The sequence below is a fragment of the Gemmatimonadaceae bacterium genome (genome assembly GCA_019752115.1).
GTDB lineage: Bacteria > Gemmatimonadota > Gemmatimonadetes > Gemmatimonadales > Gemmatimonadaceae > Gemmatimonas.
On record JAIEMN010000019.1, the window covers coordinates 283,403 to 301,987 of the forward strand.

At 59.8% G+C, this 18,585-nt stretch carries 14 protein-coding genes; 5 read left to right on the forward strand and 9 right to left on the reverse strand.

From position 1 onward, the window contains the following. Window positions 1–91: 91 nt before the first annotated feature. The 3 genes from K2R93_09665 to K2R93_09675 all read right to left on the reverse strand — a co-directional run bounded on the left by K2R93_09665 (window position 92) and on the right by K2R93_09675 (window position 2,638). The gene (locus K2R93_09665; protein MBY0490093.1) at window positions 92–793 is read right to left on the reverse strand and encodes a methyltransferase domain-containing protein; all 702 of its coding nucleotides are present in this window, start codon (window positions 791–793) and stop codon (window positions 92–94) included. Between the two features lie 6 nt (window positions 794–799). Further along, window positions 800–1,363, reverse strand: a complete 564-nt coding sequence (locus K2R93_09670; protein MBY0490094.1) for an acyltransferase — start codon at window positions 1,361–1,363, stop codon at window positions 800–802. A 120-nt stretch (window positions 1,364–1,483) separates the two neighbouring features. Further along, complete coding sequence (locus K2R93_09675) at window positions 1,484–2,638, reverse strand: hypothetical protein (GenBank protein ID MBY0490095.1); 1,155 nt, start codon at window positions 2,636–2,638, stop codon at window positions 1,484–1,486. Between the two features lie 31 nt (window positions 2,639–2,669). On the opposite strand from K2R93_09675, the gene K2R93_09680 reads away from it, so the two are divergent. Beyond that, window positions 2,670–3,071: a hypothetical protein gene (locus tag K2R93_09680; protein MBY0490096.1), complete on the forward strand. Its 402-nt coding sequence runs from the start codon at window positions 2,670–2,672 to the stop codon at window positions 3,069–3,071. Between the two features lie 416 nt (window positions 3,072–3,487). Here K2R93_09680 and K2R93_09685 read toward each other — a convergent pair whose 3' ends face one another. The 5 genes from K2R93_09685 to metH form a co-directional block, all read right to left on the reverse strand. Beyond that, window positions 3,488–4,186: a glycosyltransferase family 4 protein gene (locus K2R93_09685; protein ID MBY0490097.1), complete on the reverse strand. Its 699-nt coding sequence runs from the start codon at window positions 4,184–4,186 to the stop codon at window positions 3,488–3,490. A gap of 400 nt (window positions 4,187–4,586) precedes the next feature. Next, window positions 4,587–5,513 (reverse strand): O-antigen ligase family protein, encoded by a 927-nt coding sequence (locus K2R93_09690; GenBank protein ID MBY0490098.1) that lies wholly within the window; start codon window positions 5,511–5,513, stop codon window positions 4,587–4,589. A gap of 392 nt (window positions 5,514–5,905) precedes the next feature. After that, window positions 5,906–6,577: an EpsI family protein gene (locus K2R93_09695; protein ID MBY0490099.1), complete on the reverse strand. Its 672-nt coding sequence runs from the start codon at window positions 6,575–6,577 to the stop codon at window positions 5,906–5,908. Further along, entirely contained in the window at window positions 6,574–7,539 is a 966-nt protein-coding gene (locus tag K2R93_09700) for an exosortase/archaeosortase family protein (protein MBY0490100.1), read from the reverse strand. The genes K2R93_09695 and K2R93_09700 overlap by 4 nt, the downstream gene beginning before the upstream one ends. Window positions 7,540–7,674: 135 nt before the next feature. Then, entirely contained in the window at window positions 7,675–11,388 is a 3,714-nt protein-coding gene (gene metH, locus K2R93_09705) for a methionine synthase (GenBank protein MBY0490101.1), read from the reverse strand. A 16-nt stretch (window positions 11,389–11,404) separates the two neighbouring features. Between metH and K2R93_09710 the strand changes: the two genes are divergently transcribed. Then, entirely contained in the window at window positions 11,405–13,333 is a 1,929-nt protein-coding gene (locus tag K2R93_09710) for a bifunctional homocysteine S-methyltransferase/methylenetetrahydrofolate reductase (GenBank protein ID MBY0490102.1), read from the forward strand. 21 nt (window positions 13,334–13,354) lie between these two features. Next, the gene (gene asnB, locus K2R93_09715) at window positions 13,355–15,241 is read left to right on the forward strand and encodes an asparagine synthase (glutamine-hydrolyzing) (GenBank protein ID MBY0490103.1); all 1,887 of its coding nucleotides are present in this window, start codon (window positions 13,355–13,357) and stop codon (window positions 15,239–15,241) included. Here the strand turns inward: asnB and K2R93_09720 are convergent, their stop codons facing one another. Continuing rightward, entirely contained in the window at window positions 15,242–16,369 is a 1,128-nt protein-coding gene (locus K2R93_09720) for a glycosyltransferase (protein ID MBY0490104.1), read from the reverse strand. Between the two features lie 111 nt (window positions 16,370–16,480). Between K2R93_09720 and K2R93_09725 the strand changes: the two genes are divergently transcribed. Both K2R93_09725 and K2R93_09730 read left to right on the forward strand, forming a co-directional pair. Next, on the forward strand, window positions 16,481–17,632 hold the full coding sequence (locus K2R93_09725) for an acyl-CoA dehydrogenase family protein (GenBank protein MBY0490105.1): 1,152 nt from the start codon (window positions 16,481–16,483) through the stop codon (window positions 17,630–17,632). A 29-nt stretch (window positions 17,633–17,661) separates the two neighbouring features. Beyond that, window positions 17,662–18,585 (forward strand): glycosyltransferase, encoded by a 924-nt coding sequence (locus K2R93_09730; GenBank protein MBY0490106.1) that lies wholly within the window; start codon window positions 17,662–17,664, stop codon window positions 18,583–18,585.

Genomic DNA, 18,585 nt, shown 5'->3' on the forward strand with positions numbered 1-18,585 from the left:
GACTCACCTCTATCCTCCATTCTGCGGAGTTGCGAACTGCTTGTACCGGCGACCGCGTCCTTTCTGCAACAGGCATACGGACGCCTACTCCCTAGTTTGCCCGCAATACTCCAATTAAGTTTGTGCCATATCGATTTCCCGTTAGCGCCTGAAGCGCACTCACGCCAGCGCTTTCGATGTTACGCAGTACCGGAATTTGTGACGTGAATGGCACTGTATAAAATGTCTCAAGGCGCTCTACCGTAAAACCAGATCGACTGCATATCCCTTCGATGTCCTCTACGCTGTTGGCCTTGTAATGTGTCAGAAACACGTGATCCTCCTCGCGTCGTTCAACAATTGAGGCGAGCGTGCGACGAACCGATGGATGCAGAAAGGTGGCAGCAAACTTAATTATCGGATTCGCCTTTGACGGGGTGACGAATAGGAATCGCCCCTGCTCACACAGCACTCGCCTGATCTCATTGAACATTTGGATAGGCTGCTCGATATGCTCGAGCACCATGTTCGCAGTTACAAGCTGGAACGAGTTTTCTCTGAAGGGGAGCGAATAAGCTGAACCGCCGACTCGTACCGTGAGGAATGGATTGGCGTTCAGATGTTCAACGTGGGGATCACATCCAGCGAGCAGTTTCGCTCGCGCAGCCAGCTCAGCTTGACCTGCACATAGCCATCCGTCGTGAAGCTGGCTACCTGCTCCAACGTCAAGCCAGTGGATTCCCCGCTCGACGAGCGACTCTAGATATCGAGCGTACATGTTTTGGTGATGAACTACTTGAGCAGATCCAAGCATGTGCCGTTATTGAGGGTTTCCGTTTTGCTGTGCGGTAGCCGGAGCCGTGATTGCGCGCAGCACTTTCGCAGGATTTCCTCCTACGAGCACATCGGCTGGGTACACGCCGGTGCAGACGCTGCCGAACGCCACTACGCTGTTTTCCCCGATCACCGAACCCGGAAGCACGCCCGTCTGTGCTGCAATCCAAACATTTGCTCCAATTTGGATTGGATGCACGCGGACCTTGGCGTCGGCGGATCTACGATTCCTGTCAATTGAATGAAAATCCGAGTCCATGATTCGTGCATCCGAAATTATTGATCCGTCTCCTACGTCTATCGTGTCGACGCATCCAAAGCGGGTTCCATTTAGGTATACGCCGTTGCCGACCTGTATCCTGGCGGCTGGCGAATGCGTAAAGGGCGTAACAGTCATCTCGATCACCACATCGTCACCGAAGACGACAGCACCAGGGCCCCTAACTTTCAAACTGCCGAACACACGCAGGTTTCGACCAGCTCGAAATCGTCGTCCCGTCATCGGGAGCCAGAGCTTGAGAAACCATCCCTTGCAAATCGCCAAGGCCACGCGAAGTAGGTACAGAATCGATCTCATCTGAGAATCCATTCTACGCGAATTGAGGATCGTATCGACCCTCGATGAGAGCGGCGACTCGATTCTCCGTTCTCACTCGCGTTTTCGATGGGATTACTTGCGATACCACATGTATGCATGTGTGTAATAGTAGCTCTGGTTGAACTGCTTTGATCCTGCGATCCAAGCGTTATCAACCATCGATGCGGCAATAGAATCTACTCGAGCATTTCGCTCAGCACGAATCGACGGACTGGTAGCATGTTTCGCGCCAAAAGCGAAGCCCACTAGAATTAGACCATTGAGATCAGTCGGTATCTGTCCAGCCTCCGACTCGGGTATCGCCGTACATGACTTGTTGACGTAACGGAAGGCGCCGACAGAGGCATTCCATTGCGTTCTCCACATATACTCCGTCGACGCCGCGACTGCAGTGATTACAGACGGGTCCTGATTGATGCGCTCGTAGTACTTGATCATCGCATCATTCAACATTCCTGCCATATAGTTCGATTGGCCGCTACACCAATTAGGCCATATGTAGCTCCCATCTTGCTGGATGGTAGAAATTGTCTTTCGCACATAGTCATCAAGTCTCGTGCGCCAGGGCTGGCTTCGATCGCCTAGCTCCCAGCTCAGTAGCGACATAATTACCATGCGTGCGGTAATTCGACCTTCCCCAACAGAGACAATATCAGGCGTATACACCTCCGTTAGCCTCGTGGCAGACCTAACCACAGCGGCAACAGCTGAGTCATCACCAGCCAACCAATGCGACAGTGCAAGGCCCTCCATCTGAGCCCAATGAGGAGATGGCAGATAGTTGTTCGCCTCGATGTACTTTCGGCGATAGTCGCGCGCCAAAGCAGTCGCTCTGAAGAACCACTTCGGATCACCAGATCTTGCCCAGTATACGTAGTGATTTAGCGCGCGATCATAGTAGTTGGCCGTTTCCCAAGCAGGGCCCATCTGTAACCAAAACCCATCGGCATACGATACGAAGTTCGATTCGTACTTTGGGTCGAGCGTCTCAGCTACCGGCACAGCAGGTCCAAAAAGGCCAGTACTAATCAGGTATTTCGGATCAGTTGGAATCAACGCCAGCGCGGAGTCCGCAGTCACATTTGACCATGATGGTTGCGGAACCGTACTCGGTAGAATCTGCAGTTGTCCCAAGACGGGCGCGGTACCGGCATCAACGGTGGCCTGTATGGCAATCGCTCGCAAGCTGTTGTCGTCGTATTGTCCACTCAGCGCCCGCGTTGCCACGGGCACGTCTTTCCCCCCCAAGACGAGCTTTATGTTCTTTAGCTGGCCTAGCGTTATCGAGCCTTTGGGAAACGGAATACCGTTCGACACGATTGCGGTTCTTGGCGAACCCGAGTTCCTGACGAGCTGCACCTCAATGGATGTCACCGGGACCGGAGAGTTCGGAGTGGCGGTCACGACCCGGACGGTGCGCGTATCTGCGCAAGTGGTAGTGGCAGCCGTCAATGTCGCCTCACCAGTGGAAACTCCCACGGCCGAAGCGCTGCCCACGGCCTGCAGGACGCTCGGATTCGAAGACGAAATCGTTGGCATCGATATCCGCTGTCTTGAATTGAGCCGGCTCGCGAACTGCAGAGTGATCGATTGTCCCACGATTACCGAATCACTGCTTATCGACAGAGCGTTGCACTTTGGAAGGCTGGAAGCGGCCTGACTTGCTGGGATATAGGCTGCTGTCTGCTTCGGAGGCACTAGCAGATCGACCGAATCGCATCCTCCGGCCAGAATCCCACAGACACTGAGCACTAGCATTCTCGGACCCCTACGAGAGGCGATTGCAAAGACCAGCGTTTTGTGGAGTGACATGCTAGCTCAAGGCCTCTGCCGGCGAGACAAGATCCAAATACGAAGCGCATCGTCGCGGTGCAGGAGTGTATGTGCAGGACACTCCTAAGCACGTGACTCCCGACTTTCGGACGCGTCACTGAAGTGTCACTGCGCGCGGATGCCCCGTTTCGCGTCCGGCATCCAGCCCGACAACTTCGCCGTCTCGACTTTCGATGCGCAATCGTTTGGCTACTCATTGTGCGACGAAAAGCGCCAAATCCGTGACAGCAGTCACAGCCTTCCTTAGGCTTCTCGCCGGCCGTAGAGGTCTAAAAGCGATTTAACCCGCGCTGCCACAGAGAATCGCATGGCGATGCAGCGCCTCGCGTCGCTTCCCGTGGGGGTTCGTCCGGTTCTTAGCGCGGACTGTATGGCTGTTGCGATTTCCTCGGGCTTCCCTGGCTCAATCAGAAATCCTGCTTCCGGATCTGTCAGAATCGCCGCGACATCTCCAACAGCGGTCGCCACCACCGGCGTATCGGACGCCAATGCTTCCAGCAGCACGTTCGGCATTCCCTCGGACAGGGAAGGAAGAACCACAACATCAACCTGATGATATAGTTCAGTCACCGATGGCAAGTGTCCGACAAAGTTCGCATCGATACCGAGTTGACGTGTCGCATGCTCCAGATCGGATCGCTCTGGACCGTCACCTGCCACCAGCACGGAGAAACTCTCCCCCCGCGACGAGAGGATCGATAGCGCTTTGGCGAAATCGGAAACTCCCTTCTCAGCGCTTAGACGCCCGAAGAAAGCCACCACGGGATGATGATCTCTTCTCTGTCGTGGGCGCGGAGCCACCGCCGTCTTCTGCTGGATGACGGCGTTCGGGATGTGGCGGACGTTCCGTTTCTTGAATAGCCTGCGGTGGGCGCCGGCGACAACCACAATCTCATCAGCCAGATGGAGCAAAACTCTATCGATTGCGTTATAGAGCCTCATCCGCGTGTTCTCCCACGTGTAACCGTGAAAGAATGCTATCCACCGGGAGCATCGTCCGCTTAATCGCAATGCTAAGGCAAGTAGCGCTGGTCTCGTGCCGTGAGACTGCACGATCGATCTGGAGTCCCGCTGAAACTCTCGGACGACTCTCACGATTAGCCTAGGCCCAATGCGCCCCTCGGTGCGGATGATCCGATAGGCAACTCCCTCTGTCTTGAGGAATTCTATATAAGGGCTGGTCTCCTTACCGTGAGGCAAGAAGCAGACTAGCTCCAGATCTACCGCGAGTTGTCGAAGCGGGTGAACGACGCTTGCCAGCTGCCTTCCCGGACCTGATACGATCTCAGTGTCAATCAGTGCAAGGACTTTCATCCGTTGATACCGGGCACGTTAATGACAACTAGTTACGCAACGGTTGCGTTAACGCGGGAGCGCTTGAGCTCTGCATCGTACGATATCCTAGGACGCATAATCCCCACAGCCCGAACCATGCTGCAAAATAGGCGAAGCTGAGGAAAAACGAGCTGACGGCGAGCCCCACCACCGCGCCAAGTAGCTCTGGCCTCTGAAATGGCTTGCGCTCTGTCGGAATACTCAGGTTTACGAGCCTGAACGAACTTGCTATTGATGCTACTACGAGAGAGAGGAAGAGTAGACCACCTGGCAACCCAAGCTCGGCGAAAGCCTGAAGATACGCATTGTGTGCATTCGACCACTTTCCTTTCTTGCCAGCCTGTTCAAGTGTCACACCTTCGGCGACTTCGAAGGCTCCTGCGCCGACTCCTACTATAGGATGCGCTCTAACGTAACCGAGTCCCCGGCGCCACACCTCTACACGTCCGTAATAGGACGTCTGGTTGTAGTCCTCAGAGACGGATTTGAGTGTCGCGAGCCTTTCGAAGTAACTAGCTGGTGCTGTGGAAACTAGAAGTACCGCTGCGGCCGCGAGGAATGCCATACCAAGAAGGCGCTTTTTCCCGATAGAAAAGAGCACTACTATCGCACAGGCACTTGCGATACCGATCGAGCCCCCGCGTGAGTCCGTCTTGATTAGGACCCAAGCAGTCAACGCCAGCACCAAAGCGCCCGATACTCGTCCGAGTGCCCGCGCGCGAAGCATATACCCAAGCGCCAATGGAGCTGTCATCGCCATGACTGCTCCGAGATCGTTGGGATCCATTGAATTGGGAATTTCTAGCCTGCCGTATGTTACCTGGCCAAATCCGAGCGCAGCAACAGCAAGGCCAGCACCGCCAGACATGAACAGTAACAGCAACTGATCTACTACAGCGGTTCTTGGAGGAAGGCCCCCGAGTGTCAATGTCATCAGCGCGAGGGGCAGGAGACCTGTCGCGGTCTGAAACGACAAACTTTGATACATCGACAGCGGTATCGTCGTTATCGCCCAACCGGTATATGCTAACACCATTAGCAGCTGCGCATTGCTCACGCGTGGCGCACGAGCCTCAGCTGGAAGTCGAAATACCTTGAAGATGGCGATTGGCGCGAGCAGTAGCGCGGGACGGAAGAAGCTCGGTATCGAAGGGATCAGAAAGTGAAGCTTGTGCACAACGACGTAGACGAGCGGATACAGAATCCAGAGAAGACCTGCATTCAGCTTCTGCCCCTGCGCGGCACGGGCCCGCCGATAGCCTAATCGCCGCGATCGTCCATTGGGGTGATTGGGAGCTATGACTTCCCTATGGACCGAGGCGACTGTCACTGATTCGCCTCGTCCCTTGGACCTCGAGGCATGACACTATCGGCGACGGCTACCGCAACAGCGGCAAGTTGGCGGCCCCGCTGCTTTGCAAACCCCATCGCTTTTTCGTCGTCTGTCCGAGACTCCGCATTAAGCGGGATTACAAGTCGGACGAGCGCCTCCTCCGTTCTTCCGAACAGTGCCGCATCCCTCAACAGATCCCACTTTACGCGGTACTCACTGCTCTCCACCCTTCCGCGGCCTTGGTACCAGTACAATACCAGAGCTCGTGTACCCTTGTTGGCCAAGAGCACCTCGTTGACGATCGCCGGAGTAACCGACTTCAAGGGTACGCGCTCACTACTGATGATTTCCCAGCCAGCCCCTGGGAGGCAATTCTTGGGTGAGTGAATCGCTTTCCCTTGCACTTGGCGGTCGTAATAGCCGATGTAAAGCGTAACCGCCCCGAGCTGCGGCACGGAGTACTCTCGAAGGAGGTAGTGTGACATGCCGGCTACTTTGCGCTCTTCGGCAGCGATCGGTATGTCCTTACCCTCTACTCGGTCGAGGACCCGAGCAACTGAGCCCAATGTTCGCTGTGGCTGCATGCTCTTCTGCGGACGCATTCCGCTAATGAGCAGAGCACCGGAGCCGAGCACGACCGCAGGGATCATACCTAGGAGTTTCACGCCGTCCTCCGGGTCGGCAGTAGCCTTTCTGCGCCACCCAACGCCCATGCGATCATTGATGTGATCAGGAACGCGGCGCCAAACATGACCATACCCTCGCTAGTGTGCATGAAGCCTTTCCCGGCTTCAGGGCTTACAAAGAGCACGAGGAATCCTGTAAGAAAAACGCGTACCCCGTTCACCAGAATAGCAACGGGTATGGCGACGCACACCAACAGTAGCCTTGTCGGCCACCTATCAAGGAACATCGCTCCGAGCAGGACGCTCAGACTGATTAGCGCAGTCAAAGATCGCAGCCCACTGCAAGCTTCCGCCACAAACAACTCTTGCCCCGGAATCCGAATCACATTCCCGTTCATCAGCACCGGAATCTGACGCCACTTGAGTAGCGCAGCACCTAGCTTGGACGCTGTGAACTGCAACGGCAACGCGACCGTGTTCAGAATCACTTCCGGAATCGGAACGGAGAGAGACACCAGCGTGAACGGCAGCCACCAATGCAGCAACTGCCGGAAGCCCGCGTACCACACCACGAGCCCCGCCAGCGCCATGATCATCGAGCCGCGCATCACGAACAGCTCAGCGGCGAGATCGGCAGCGTAACGGAACAGCACCGCAGCAATCAGAATCGCGATGCCCAGCCCGCGCTGCGGCTTGGCGTCGTCGCGCACGCCACTCTTGAGCGCGAACCACAGCGACAACGGCGCGAGCAGAAGCCCATGGCCGGAGTTGGGGTCGTTCCACCAGGCATCAGCCAACAGCTTGGCCGGCTTGGCGAAGAGCAGCACGAACATCAGGGCAGTGAGCCCGTGTGCGGCGAGATCAACCGGCGCCTGCGCGCGCAGACCGGCGACGGCCTTCGCAATCAGCTCCCGCGGATCGTGCTCCGCGGGCCGATTGGCGGCCGTGGCCGTACTGCTGGAGGCACCCGAGGGTGCAGTGGACGATGCGGGAATGGTCACCAGAATTCAGGGCGTAGGGGACATTACGGAGACGCCCGAGATGTACCCGCTGTCACAGAACGGGCACCGTCTCGGACGTCCAGATAAATCTGCCAAAACCCGACATCGGCCGGGGCGTGCCGGATTGTCCGGCTACTACCCCGCAGCCAGCACCGCGGTAAACCGGGGGTCCTGCTCGGTATCCCCCCGGCGGGCCGCGTAGTCCGCCAGCTGGTCCGGCAGGAGCTTCCCGACCCCGAAATACGTCGACTCGGGGCGCCAGAAGTACCAGCCGCTGACACTGGCGCCCGGCGTCATGGCAAAGCTCTCGGTGAGCGCCATGCCGGCCCGGTCGGCCACCTCAGCCAGAGCAAAGAGAGTGCCCTTCTCCCGGTGGTCGGGACACGCCGGGTACCCGGGCGCCGGCCGAATCCCCTGATAGCGCTCCTTGATGAGCCCCTCGCTGTCCAGCGACTCGCCGGCCGCATACCCCCAGAATTCGGTGCGCACGCGCTCGTGCAGCCGCTCGGCGAAGGCCTCGGCGAGGCGGTCGGCCAGGGCCTTGGCCATGATCGACCCGTAATCGTCGTGCTGGGCGTCGAACTCGGCGACCAGCGCCTCCATCCCATGACCGGTGGTCACGGCAAAGGCGCCGATATAGTCGAGTACGCCACTGTCACGCGGCGCGACGAAATCGGAGAGGCTGTAATTCGGGCGACCGTCACCCTTTTTGTCGATCTGCTGCCGCAGCATGTGTAGCCGCGCCGCAACAGTCTCGCGGGTCTCGTCGGTGTACACGACGATGTCGTCTCCCTCCGCGTTCGCCGGCCAAAAGCCAAAGGCAGCCCGGGCTTCGAGCCGGTTCTCCCGCACGATCCGCTGGAGCAGCTCCTGGGCATCGGCAAAGAGGGTCCGCGCCGAGGGGCCCACGACGGGGTCATCCAGGATGGCTGGGTAGTGGCCGGCCAGTTCCCAGGTTTGGAAGAACGGGGTCCAGTCGATGTACGGAACCAGATCCTCCAGCGGGTACGGGGCCAGCGTGCGCGGGCCTGTGAAGGTCGGCACCGGTACCGGGACAGAAAGGTCGATCTTGGCCCGGTTGGCGCGGGCCGCCTCGATCGGCACCAGCCGCTCCGCCCCACCGCGCGCCTCACGCGCCTCGCGAATGCCCGCATACTCGCGGCGGATCTCCGCCACGAACGCATCACGGCGCTCGTCGCTCAGCAGGTTGCTCGTCACACCCACGGCACGCGACGCATCGAGCACATGCACGACGGGGCCGCTGTACACGGGCTCGATCTTGAGCGAGGTGTGTGCCTTGCTGGTGGTGGCGCCACCGATGAGCAGCGGAATGGTGAAGCCCTGCCGCTCCATCTCGCTCGCCACAAAGCTCATCTCTTCGAGGCTGGGCGTGATGAGCCCCGAGAGGCCGATGACATCGGCGTTCACCTCGCGCGCCTTGTCGAGAATGGCCGCGCAGCTCTGCATCACCCCCATGTCCACGACTTCGTAGCCGTTACACTGCAGCACCACGCCCACGATGTTCTTGCCGATGTCATGCACGTCGCCCTTGACCGTGGCCATAAGCACGCGGCCGGCCGGCTTGCTGTCGGCACGCTTCTGCGCCTCGATGAACGGAATGAGGTGCGCCACCGCCTTCTTCATGACACGGGCACTCTTCACGACCTGCGGCAGGAACATCTTGCCGGCTCCGAACAAGTCGCCCACCACGTTCATGCCGCGCATGAGCGGCCCTTCAATCACATCAAGCGGATGCGACGCTTCCTGACGCGCTTCCTCGGTGTCGTCCACCACGAAGGCATCGATGCCGTGCACCAGCGCGTGTGACAGGCGCTCCTGCACCGGCAGCTTGCGCCACGCCACATCTTCCTCGGCCTTCACCCGCCCCTTCACCTGATCGGCGACGTCCATCAGCCGTTCGGTGGCATCGGCGCGGCGATTGAGTACGAGGTCTTCAACGCGCCCGCGCAGATCGGCCGGAATCTCGTCGTACGGGATCAGCTGCCCCGCGTTCACGATGCCCATGTCCATGCCGGCCTTCACGCCATGGTACAGGAACACGGCGTGGATCGCTTCGCGCAGCGGATTGTTGCCGCGGAACGAGAAGCTCACGTTGCTCACACCACCGCTGATCTTGGCGTGCGGCAGGGTGGCCTTGATCTGCCTGGTGGCCTCGAAGTACGCCACCGCATAGCCGGCATGTTCTTCGATACCGGTACCGATAGCGAAGATATTCGGATCAAAGATGATGTCCTGCGGCGGAAAGCCAACCTGCTCCGTGAGCAGCTTGTAGGCACGGGTGCAGATCTCGACCTTGCGCTCCACCGTATCGGCCTGGCCCTGTTCGTCGAACGCCATCACGATCACGGCCGCGCCGTAGCGGCGCACGAGCCGCGCCTGCCGCAGAAACTCTGCCTCGCCTTCCTTGAGCGAGATGGAGTTCACAATGCCCTTCCCCTGCAGGCACTTGAGACCAGCTTCGATCACGCTCCACTTGCTCGAGTCGATCATCACCGGCACACGCGAAATATCCGGCTCGCTGGCCATGAGATTCAGGAACGTGCTCATCGCGTGCACCGCGTCGAGCAGCCCTTCATCCATGTTCACGTCGATGACCTGGGCGCCACTCTCGACCTGCTGGCGCGCGACCGTGAGCGCTTCGCTGTACTGACCTTCGAGAATCAGCTTGGCGAAGCGCGCCGAGCCGGTCACGTTGGTCCGCTCACCCACGTTCACAAAGTTCGTGGTGGCGCTGATGTTGAACGGCTCGAGGCCGGACAGGCGGAGCAGTGGCTCCACGCTGGGTACGGCGCGCGGCTTGACCCCTTCGACCGCCCTGGCGATGGCGGCGATGTGATCAGGGGTGGTACCGCAGCAGCCACCCACGATGTTCACGATCCCACTCCGCGCCCACTCGCCGATCTGCTCGGCCATCATCTCCGGCGTTTCGTCGTAGCCGCCAAAGGCGTTCGGGAGGCCGGCATTGGGGTGCGCGGACACGTAGCAATCGGCGATGCGCGAGAGCTCCTGGACATACTGCCGGAGCTGATCGGCGCCGAGGGCACAGTTGAAGCCGAAGGAGATGGGCTTGATGTGGGCGAGGGAGGTCCAGAAAGCCTCGGCGGTCTGACCGGAGAGCGTCCGGCCAGACGCATCGGTAATTGTGCCCGAAATCATCACAGGCAGCCGATTTCCGGATTCCTCGAAGTACTGCTCCAAGGCGAAAAGGGCGGCCTTGACGTTCAGGGTGTCGAAGATCGTTTCGACGAGCAGCAGGTCAGCGCCGCCGTCCACCAGGCCGCGGGTCGCCTCCATGTAGGCGTCGACCAACTGATCGAAGGTGACATTGCGGGCGCCCGGATTTTCCACTTCAGGGGAAATCGACGCCGTGCGGTTGGTCGGGCCCAGCACGCCGGCTACGAAGCGGGGGCGGCTCGGATCCTGCGCTTCGAACTCATCGGCCACGCGGCGCGCCAGGGCGGCGCCGGCCACGTTCAGCTCGTAGGAAAGCGCCTCCATGCCATAGTCGGCCATGGAAATGGCGTTGGCATTGAAAGTGTTGGTCTCGAGGATATCGGCCCCGGCCGCCAGGTACTGGCGGTGGACCTCGGCGACGATCTCGGGTTGCGTGAGGACCAGTAGATCGTTGTTGCCCTTGAGGTCGGTCGGCCAGTCGGCAAACCGCCCGGTGCCCCGGTAGTCGGCCTCCTGCAGGCGATGGCGCTGGAGCATGGTGCCCATGGCGCCGTCGAGGAGGAGGATGCGGGCAGCGAGGAGCTGTTCGAGACGAGCGAGACGCGCCGCACGCGGCGCGTCGGGCACTGATACGGGCAAGGCCTGAGTCGACATATCTTGAAAGCTATATATGACCACTGTTGCTGAGCACCCGACGCCCGCGAATTCCGCGGGCCACAACGCGCCGGCTGCATCGCCGCGCGCCGCCCTTCTTGAGCGCCTGCTGGCCCCCGACGAAGTGGTCATGTTCGACGGCGCGATGGGCACAATGCTCTATGCCAAGGGCGTGTTTATCAATCAGTGCTACGACGAACTCGTGCTTCGTAGCCCCGATCTCGTACGCGAAGTCCACGCGGCCTATGTGAAGGCCGGCGCAGACGTGATCGAGACAAACACATTCGGGGCGAACCGCACCAAACTCACGCAGTATGGCCTCGAGGGGCAGGTCACGCAGATCAATCGACGCGCGGCCGAGGTGGCGCGTGAGGCGGCGGGCGAGCAGCGACTTGTCGCTGGTGCAGTCGGCCCACTCGGCGTACGGCTGGAGCCCTACGGGCCAACAAGCCGTGCAGAGGCGCGCGAGATTTTCCAGGAACAGACGGCGGCACTCAAAGCCGGTGGGGCCGACTGCTTCATCCTCGAGACCTTCGCGGATCTGGAGGAGTTGGAGCAGGCGATTCTTGCGGCGCGCGCGGTAGACCCCACCATGCCCGTCATCGCTCAGGCGACGGTTGGCCCTGAGCAGCGCACGGCGTTCGGCGCCACTCCCGAGGATGTGGCCCGCGTTCTCGACAAGTGGGGAGTGGACGTCATCGGGCTGAACTGCTCAGTGGGCCCGCAGACGATTCTCGAGGCCATCGAACGCATGGCCGCGGTTACCGATCGCAAGCTGTCCGCGCAGCCCAACGCCGGTATGCCGAGAGACGTGGGCGGGCGAAGCATGTACATGGCCAGCCCGGAGTACATGGCCACGTACGCGCGCCACCTCATTCAGGCCGGTGCCAAGATCGTTGGCGGGTGCTGCGGAACGACACCTGATCACATCAAGGCGATGGTGGAGGGCGTACGTCCGCTCGCCCCGCGCACGCGAGTCATTCCAGGCGCCACGCGGGAGTTCGCAGCGGTGACTGGCGCGCCGGCCCCTGGCAAAGAGCCTGTGCCGCTCGCGGAGCGTTCGCGCCTTGGGGCAAAGCTCGCGGCCGGGAGGTTTGTGACCAGCGTAGAGATCGTTCCACCGCGCGGCGTGGATACTGCCAAACTCGAGCAAGACGCGGCCGCACTCGCCAAGGCTGGTGTTGACGCCATCAACGTGCCTGACGGGCCTCGTGCGCAGAGCCGAATGGGCGCTATTGCGACGAGCCTGATCATTGAACGGCATGGCATCGAGGCCGTCACCCATTACGCGTGTCGCGATCGCAACCTGCTCGGTATGCTGAGCGACCTGCTCGGCGCATCCGCGCTTGGGCTGCGGAATATGCTGCTTATCACTGGTGATCCACCGAAAATGGGTCCGTATCCGGATGCGACCGCCGTGTTCGATATTGATGCGATCGGACTCACCAATCTCGTTCGGAAGTTGAATCGTGGACTAGATCCGGGAAACAACCCAATAGGCGAGCCAACCAAGTTCGTCATTGGCGTCGGCGTGAATCCGGCGGCGATTGACCCCAGTCACGAGTTGAGGCGATTTCGCTGGAAGGTGGAGGCTGGCGCTGAGTACGCCATTACCCAACCGGTATTCGATCCTTCGCAGCTTGAAAGTTTTCTTGTGCGCTGTGAAGATACCCGAATTCCGGTCGTCGCTGGCATTTGGCCTCTGGTATCTGCTCGCAACGCTGAGTTCTTGGCGAACGAAGTCCCTGGCGTGACCATGCCGGCTGAGATCTTGGATCGAATGCGATCAGCGAACGACAAGAGCAAGGAACACGCCCTTGCGGAGGGTATCTCCATTGCTCGAGAGATGCTCGCTCGAGTGAAGGGCGCTGTTCAGGGCGTACAGGTGAGTGCCCCTTTTGGCAAGATCGAGTATGCGCTTGAAGTCTTCGGGGCGCTTTCATGATCGCCGCTGGAGCTTAAGAGAATGTGCGGAATTGCCGGCGCATTAAGCTTTGACGCCCCTGTCGATATGGCGCTCCTTGAGCAGCAGCGTGACAGCATGCGTCATCGCGGCCCGGACTCGGCCGGGCTTTGGCAGTCTGATCATGGCAAGGTCGGCTTCGCCCATCGGCGCTTGGCGATCATCGACCTCTCTCCAGGCGGTCACCAGCCGATGACGCACGCTGAGACGGGCGTGACGATCACATTCAATGGTGAGATCTACAACTACGTCGCCCTTCGCGACGAGTTGCGCGGCCGCGGCCACACTTTTCGCACGCATTCCGATACTGAGGTAATCCTCAGCGCCTTCGTTGAGTGGGGCGTGGAGTGCGTGTCGAGGCTGGATGGCATGTTCGCGTTCGCGATCTTTGACCCGCGCGTTGATCTCGTGCACTTGGCGCGCGATCGCGCTGGCGAGAAGCCTCTTTTTTATCGTCGAACTGCTGACGGCCTTGGCTTCGCGAGTGAGGCGAAAGCTCTACTTGCCGATCCGTCCTGTCCTCGCCGCATTCGCCTGCAGTCGCTCGATGAGTACTTCGCGTACGGATACGTTACGGGTGAGCATACACTTTTTGCCGATATCCTTCGCGTCGCGCCGGCTGGACTAATGACCGTCGACCTGCGCTCAGGCCGTATCGACTCTCGTCAATACTGGACACTGCCATCACTTGAACGGTCCCAAGATGTGGCAGACACGAGCGCCATTGAGGATCAGCTGCTCGAGGTGCTGCAGGGTGCAGTAAAGCGCCAACTCGTAGCCGACGTCCCGGTAGGCATTCTACTAAGCGGCGGAGTGGATTCGAGCATTGTAGGTGCGCTTGCGGCCAAGGTAAGCCGTTCGCCGGTACGGACGTTTACCGTGAGATTTCCGGGACACGGGGAGTTCGACGAAGGTCCGTTCGCACGGATGGTGGCGGATCACCTCGGGACTAAGCACACCGAGATCGAGGCGACACCGCCAAGCCCAGAGTTGATGGGCCAGCTTGTTGCGCAGTTTGATGAGCCCATCTCCGATTCGTCGATGATCCCGACGTATCTGGTCTCGAAGGCGATTCGCGATTACGCTACCGTTGCCATTGGAGGAGACGGCGGCGATGAGCTATTCGGCGGGTATCATCGGTATTCTGCCCAGCTCAGACAGGAGCGCCTACGACGCCAGCTGCCCAGGCCGCTTCGAGCGCTCATGGCAAGGGCGTCCACGTTCCTGCCCGTTGCCGCACCGGGACGAGGCTTTCTTACGGCGCTTGGCGGTTCGGCGGACGATAGCATTGCGAACCCCGGTCGTATCTTTCGGGCCGATGAGCGTCCCTCGCTTAGCGATGCACTCGAGACTCAACCTCTGTCGGACGGCGCAACTGCGGAAGCTCTTCGACGAAGTGCAATGCGGAGTCGCGGGTCGCTATTGCAGCGCGCTACAGCCGTAGATTTTTCGAGCTACATGGTCGATGATGTGTTGGTCAAGGTCGATCGGGCCAGTATGCTCACATCGTTAGAAGTCCGAGCGCCTTTCCTCGACCGCTCCGTCATTGAGTTTGCATTCTCTAAAGTGCCTGACGTTTTCAAGGCGACGGAGACGGGTCGGAAGCTCATTCTTCGTAAGATCGGATCACGTCTGCTTCCTTCGTCGCTCGACTTGACGCGTAAGCAGGGCTTCTCGATTCCGATGAATTCGTGGCTACAGAATGAGTGGGCATCGGTCGTCGATGACGCGATGAGCGGCCCGAAACCGATGCTCGTTAAGCCAGAATCGGTGCGGCGGTACCGCAGATTGCTTCAGCAGGGGAAGCCCGTTGGTGACCGGCTCTTCGCGCTGGCCTTCTTGCTCATGTGGGAGCGGACCTATCACCCTACCGACGTAGTCTTGGCCTAGTCACTTCGGCGAACCCCACACACTCCAGTTGCCGCGCAATCCATTGAAGAGTGCGATGATCGTGGCCCGCTGCATCGAGTAGAACCAGCCGAAGGCAGAGGCGGTTTTTTGGCGCAGGCGCGGCACAGTTAGCACGACAGCGATCGTCGCTGCTGTGCCTCCACCGAAAGACGCAGGATACGCTCGCGCAAGATCAGTGAAAACCCAGAGGGCGACCGGCAGGAACAATGCGATCAGCAAAGGTGTGGCGAGCCGGGCAAGCTTGTGCATTACAAACTGCAGCACCACCGGGTTTCGCCTTGAGAGCGTTTCAGGGAGCAACGCGATCAGCTGTAGTACGCCGGTCAGCGTTCGTGTTTTCCGAGTTTCCTCGGCTTTTGACGAAAAAGACCGCACATCATACGCTTGCGCGGCATACGAAAATCCAACTCGATATCCGCGTAGGACAAGCGACATCGGGACGAACACATCGTCGAGCAAAGTGCCGTCCGGGATTGGCACCCACAGTTGACGGCGCATCGCGTACACGGCCCCGGTAACGCCGATACTTGAGTGAATACGCGCCTCGCTGTGCCGCAGCCACTTCTCGAGGCTCCAGTACCAGTGTACGGGCGAGGCACCACCGGCCCTGCCCAGCTCGAGTGCGCCCGAGATTGCACCGAAGCGGGCATCTTCCAACGCCGCGACCAGTTCGGGAATTGTGTCGCGAGTGAACCGCTGTGCGGTATCGGCCATCACAAGCACTTCTCCCTGCGACGCGCGGACTCCTGCATTCAGCGCCGCGGCTTTCCCTCCCGGCTGATCACCGTCAACAACACGTACCGGGAACCCTTCGAACGCCGTGACGGGCCAGATCTCGCGACTCAGGACGTCACGCACAACAATGATTTCTAGTCGTTCAAGTGGATGGTCCGTGTCGAGCAAGTTCTGAACACGCGCCAGGACCAGCTCAGAAGCCTCCCGGGTTGCGAGAACGACGCTAACTGATCGCCCCACCGCAGCGCCTCGGTCGGGTTGGCACGGACGCCCGAGAAAACGGGAAAGCCCCCCCATGATGAGGGGGTATCCGATCCAGATCAGGAGCAGGAGCGCGACTAGGGTGGCGCTGGCGAGGTAGACCCATATCACACCTGTATTCTAGCAGTCCGGCGGTTGCGCGTCCTCTTGTACGCTTCCGACAGGCGAAACACCGACTAAAATCCAGTGACAGTGCACCTCTCGCCCTCTGCTCCCCAGGCCGTGCTCACCGCCAATCCCCTCACCGTCCTGTCGGAGGAGGAATCCCTCTTCCGCACCGCCGTCGCAGAACTCGCCCTCTCCGAAGTGCTCCCTCAAGTGCGAGCCATGGAGGAGGCTGGGAAGGTCGACCCAGCGCTGACCGCCAAGTTCTTCGAGCTTGGCCTCATGGGCATTGAGCTTCCGGAAAGTGTCGGCGGAGCCGGAGGCTCCCTCATGATGGTGACCCTCGCTGTCGAAGAGCTGAGCAAGGTGGATGCCTCGGCCGCCATTCAGGTGGACGTGCAAAACACCCTCGTGAACTACCCCCTGCACCGCTACGGGAATCCGGAGCAGCACGCCCGGATCTTGCCCCGGATGACCTCGGATACGATCGGCGCCTATGCCCTGTCTGAGCCGGGATCGGGTTCCGATGCCTTCGGGCTCGCCTGCCGAGCGGATCGGGCGGAGGGCGGGTGGACTCTGAACGGGTCCAAGGCGTGGATTACGAATGGGGGCGAGGCGAACGTCTTCGTGGTGTTCGCCAACACAAACCCCGACGCCGGCTACAAGGGCATCACGGCCTTCATCGTGGAGCGGGGCGCTACCGGCTTCACGGTAGGCCGAAAGGAGGACAAGCTCGGGATCCGGGCGTCCAGCACCACGGCGCTGCATTTCGAGAATGTGTTCGTGTCCGACGCCAACGTGCTCGGGGCGGTGGGTCAGGGGTACAAGATTGCCATCGACACCCTGAACGGCGGCCGGGTGGGAATCGGCGCCCAGATGATCGGCGTGGCCCAGGGGGCGCTCAATGCGACCACGGCCTACCTCAAGGAACGCCGCCAGTTCGGCCGCCCCCTCGCCGATTTCCAGGGGATTCAGTTCCAGGTGGCGCAGGCCGCCACCGAACTCGAGGCGGCCCGCCTGCTGGTGTACAACGCGGCACGCCTGCGGGATGCCGGAGAGGATATCGCCAAGGAGGGGGCCATGGCCAAGCTCTATTCCTCGCAGATGTGCGAGCGAGTCACTTCGCTCTGTGTGGAGCTTTTTGGCGGCTACGGCTACACCCGTGAGTATCCGGTCGAGAAGTTCTATCGGGACGCGAAGATCGGCACTATCTATGAGGGCACCAGCAACATGCAGCTACAGACGATCGCCAAAGCTGTGCTGAGGTGAGGCTCATGCGCCTAGGCGTAGTCATTCCCGTGCGCGACCGCGAAGCATTGCTTCGCGCATGTTTGACGTCCCTGCAGGCCTCACTGCTCCAGTACCCGAACGCCTATATCGTCGTCGTCGACAATGGCTCAACGGATGGGTCTTTTGTCGTCGGTCAAGCCTTCGGTCCTCGCGTGTCTTCGATCCAGTCCCTTGCTCGCAGCATTGGAGGAGTTCGAAATGCGGGTGCTCAGCAACACGGTATCGCGGCTGACGCATTCGTTTTTGTAGACTGCGATTGCATTGTTCGACCGGATTTTCTACCAGCTGTGGCATCGGTATTTCATGCTTCTGGAGCAGACGCTGTAGGCTGTGAGGTGATTTCGCCTGCGGACGGTCACTGGACGGAGGTAACGAGTGACGCACTGCATCGAGTTGGCGGCGACTCGTTTCGAGAGTACATAAATTCCGCCTGTTTCGCGGTGAAAGCGGAAGCTTTCAAGTCTATCGGCGGCTTTGACGAACAAATGACGAGTAGCGAAGACGTAGATATTTGTCGCCGCCTGCTGAAGAAGGGATTTCGCATCTTCCACAGCGAAAGCCTCAGGGTTGTTCATCTTGGAAATCCGAAATCAACCAGTGGATTTTACAAGCGACTCCGTTGGCACGGAGAGGGAGCTGCACAAGCCCGCCCGTTTCAACTTTCGCGGACTATTGCGGCAGCAATAACCCATCTGCTCGTATCGTCAGTAGGACTCGCGGTCGCGGTTACCTGGACCCTCCAAGACCGAAACCTGTACCGGGCAGGCCTCTTACTAATCGCATCGTTTCTTGCGGTACCGACACTTTTCGTGGCGGCTCGCGCTGCTCAACTGCGACGACCGATTCCTATAGCGAATAGCATCGCGCTCATGACCGTATCGATGTTCGCAAGATCGCATGGGCTCTTGCGATCGCTTCGACGCCGCGCGTGA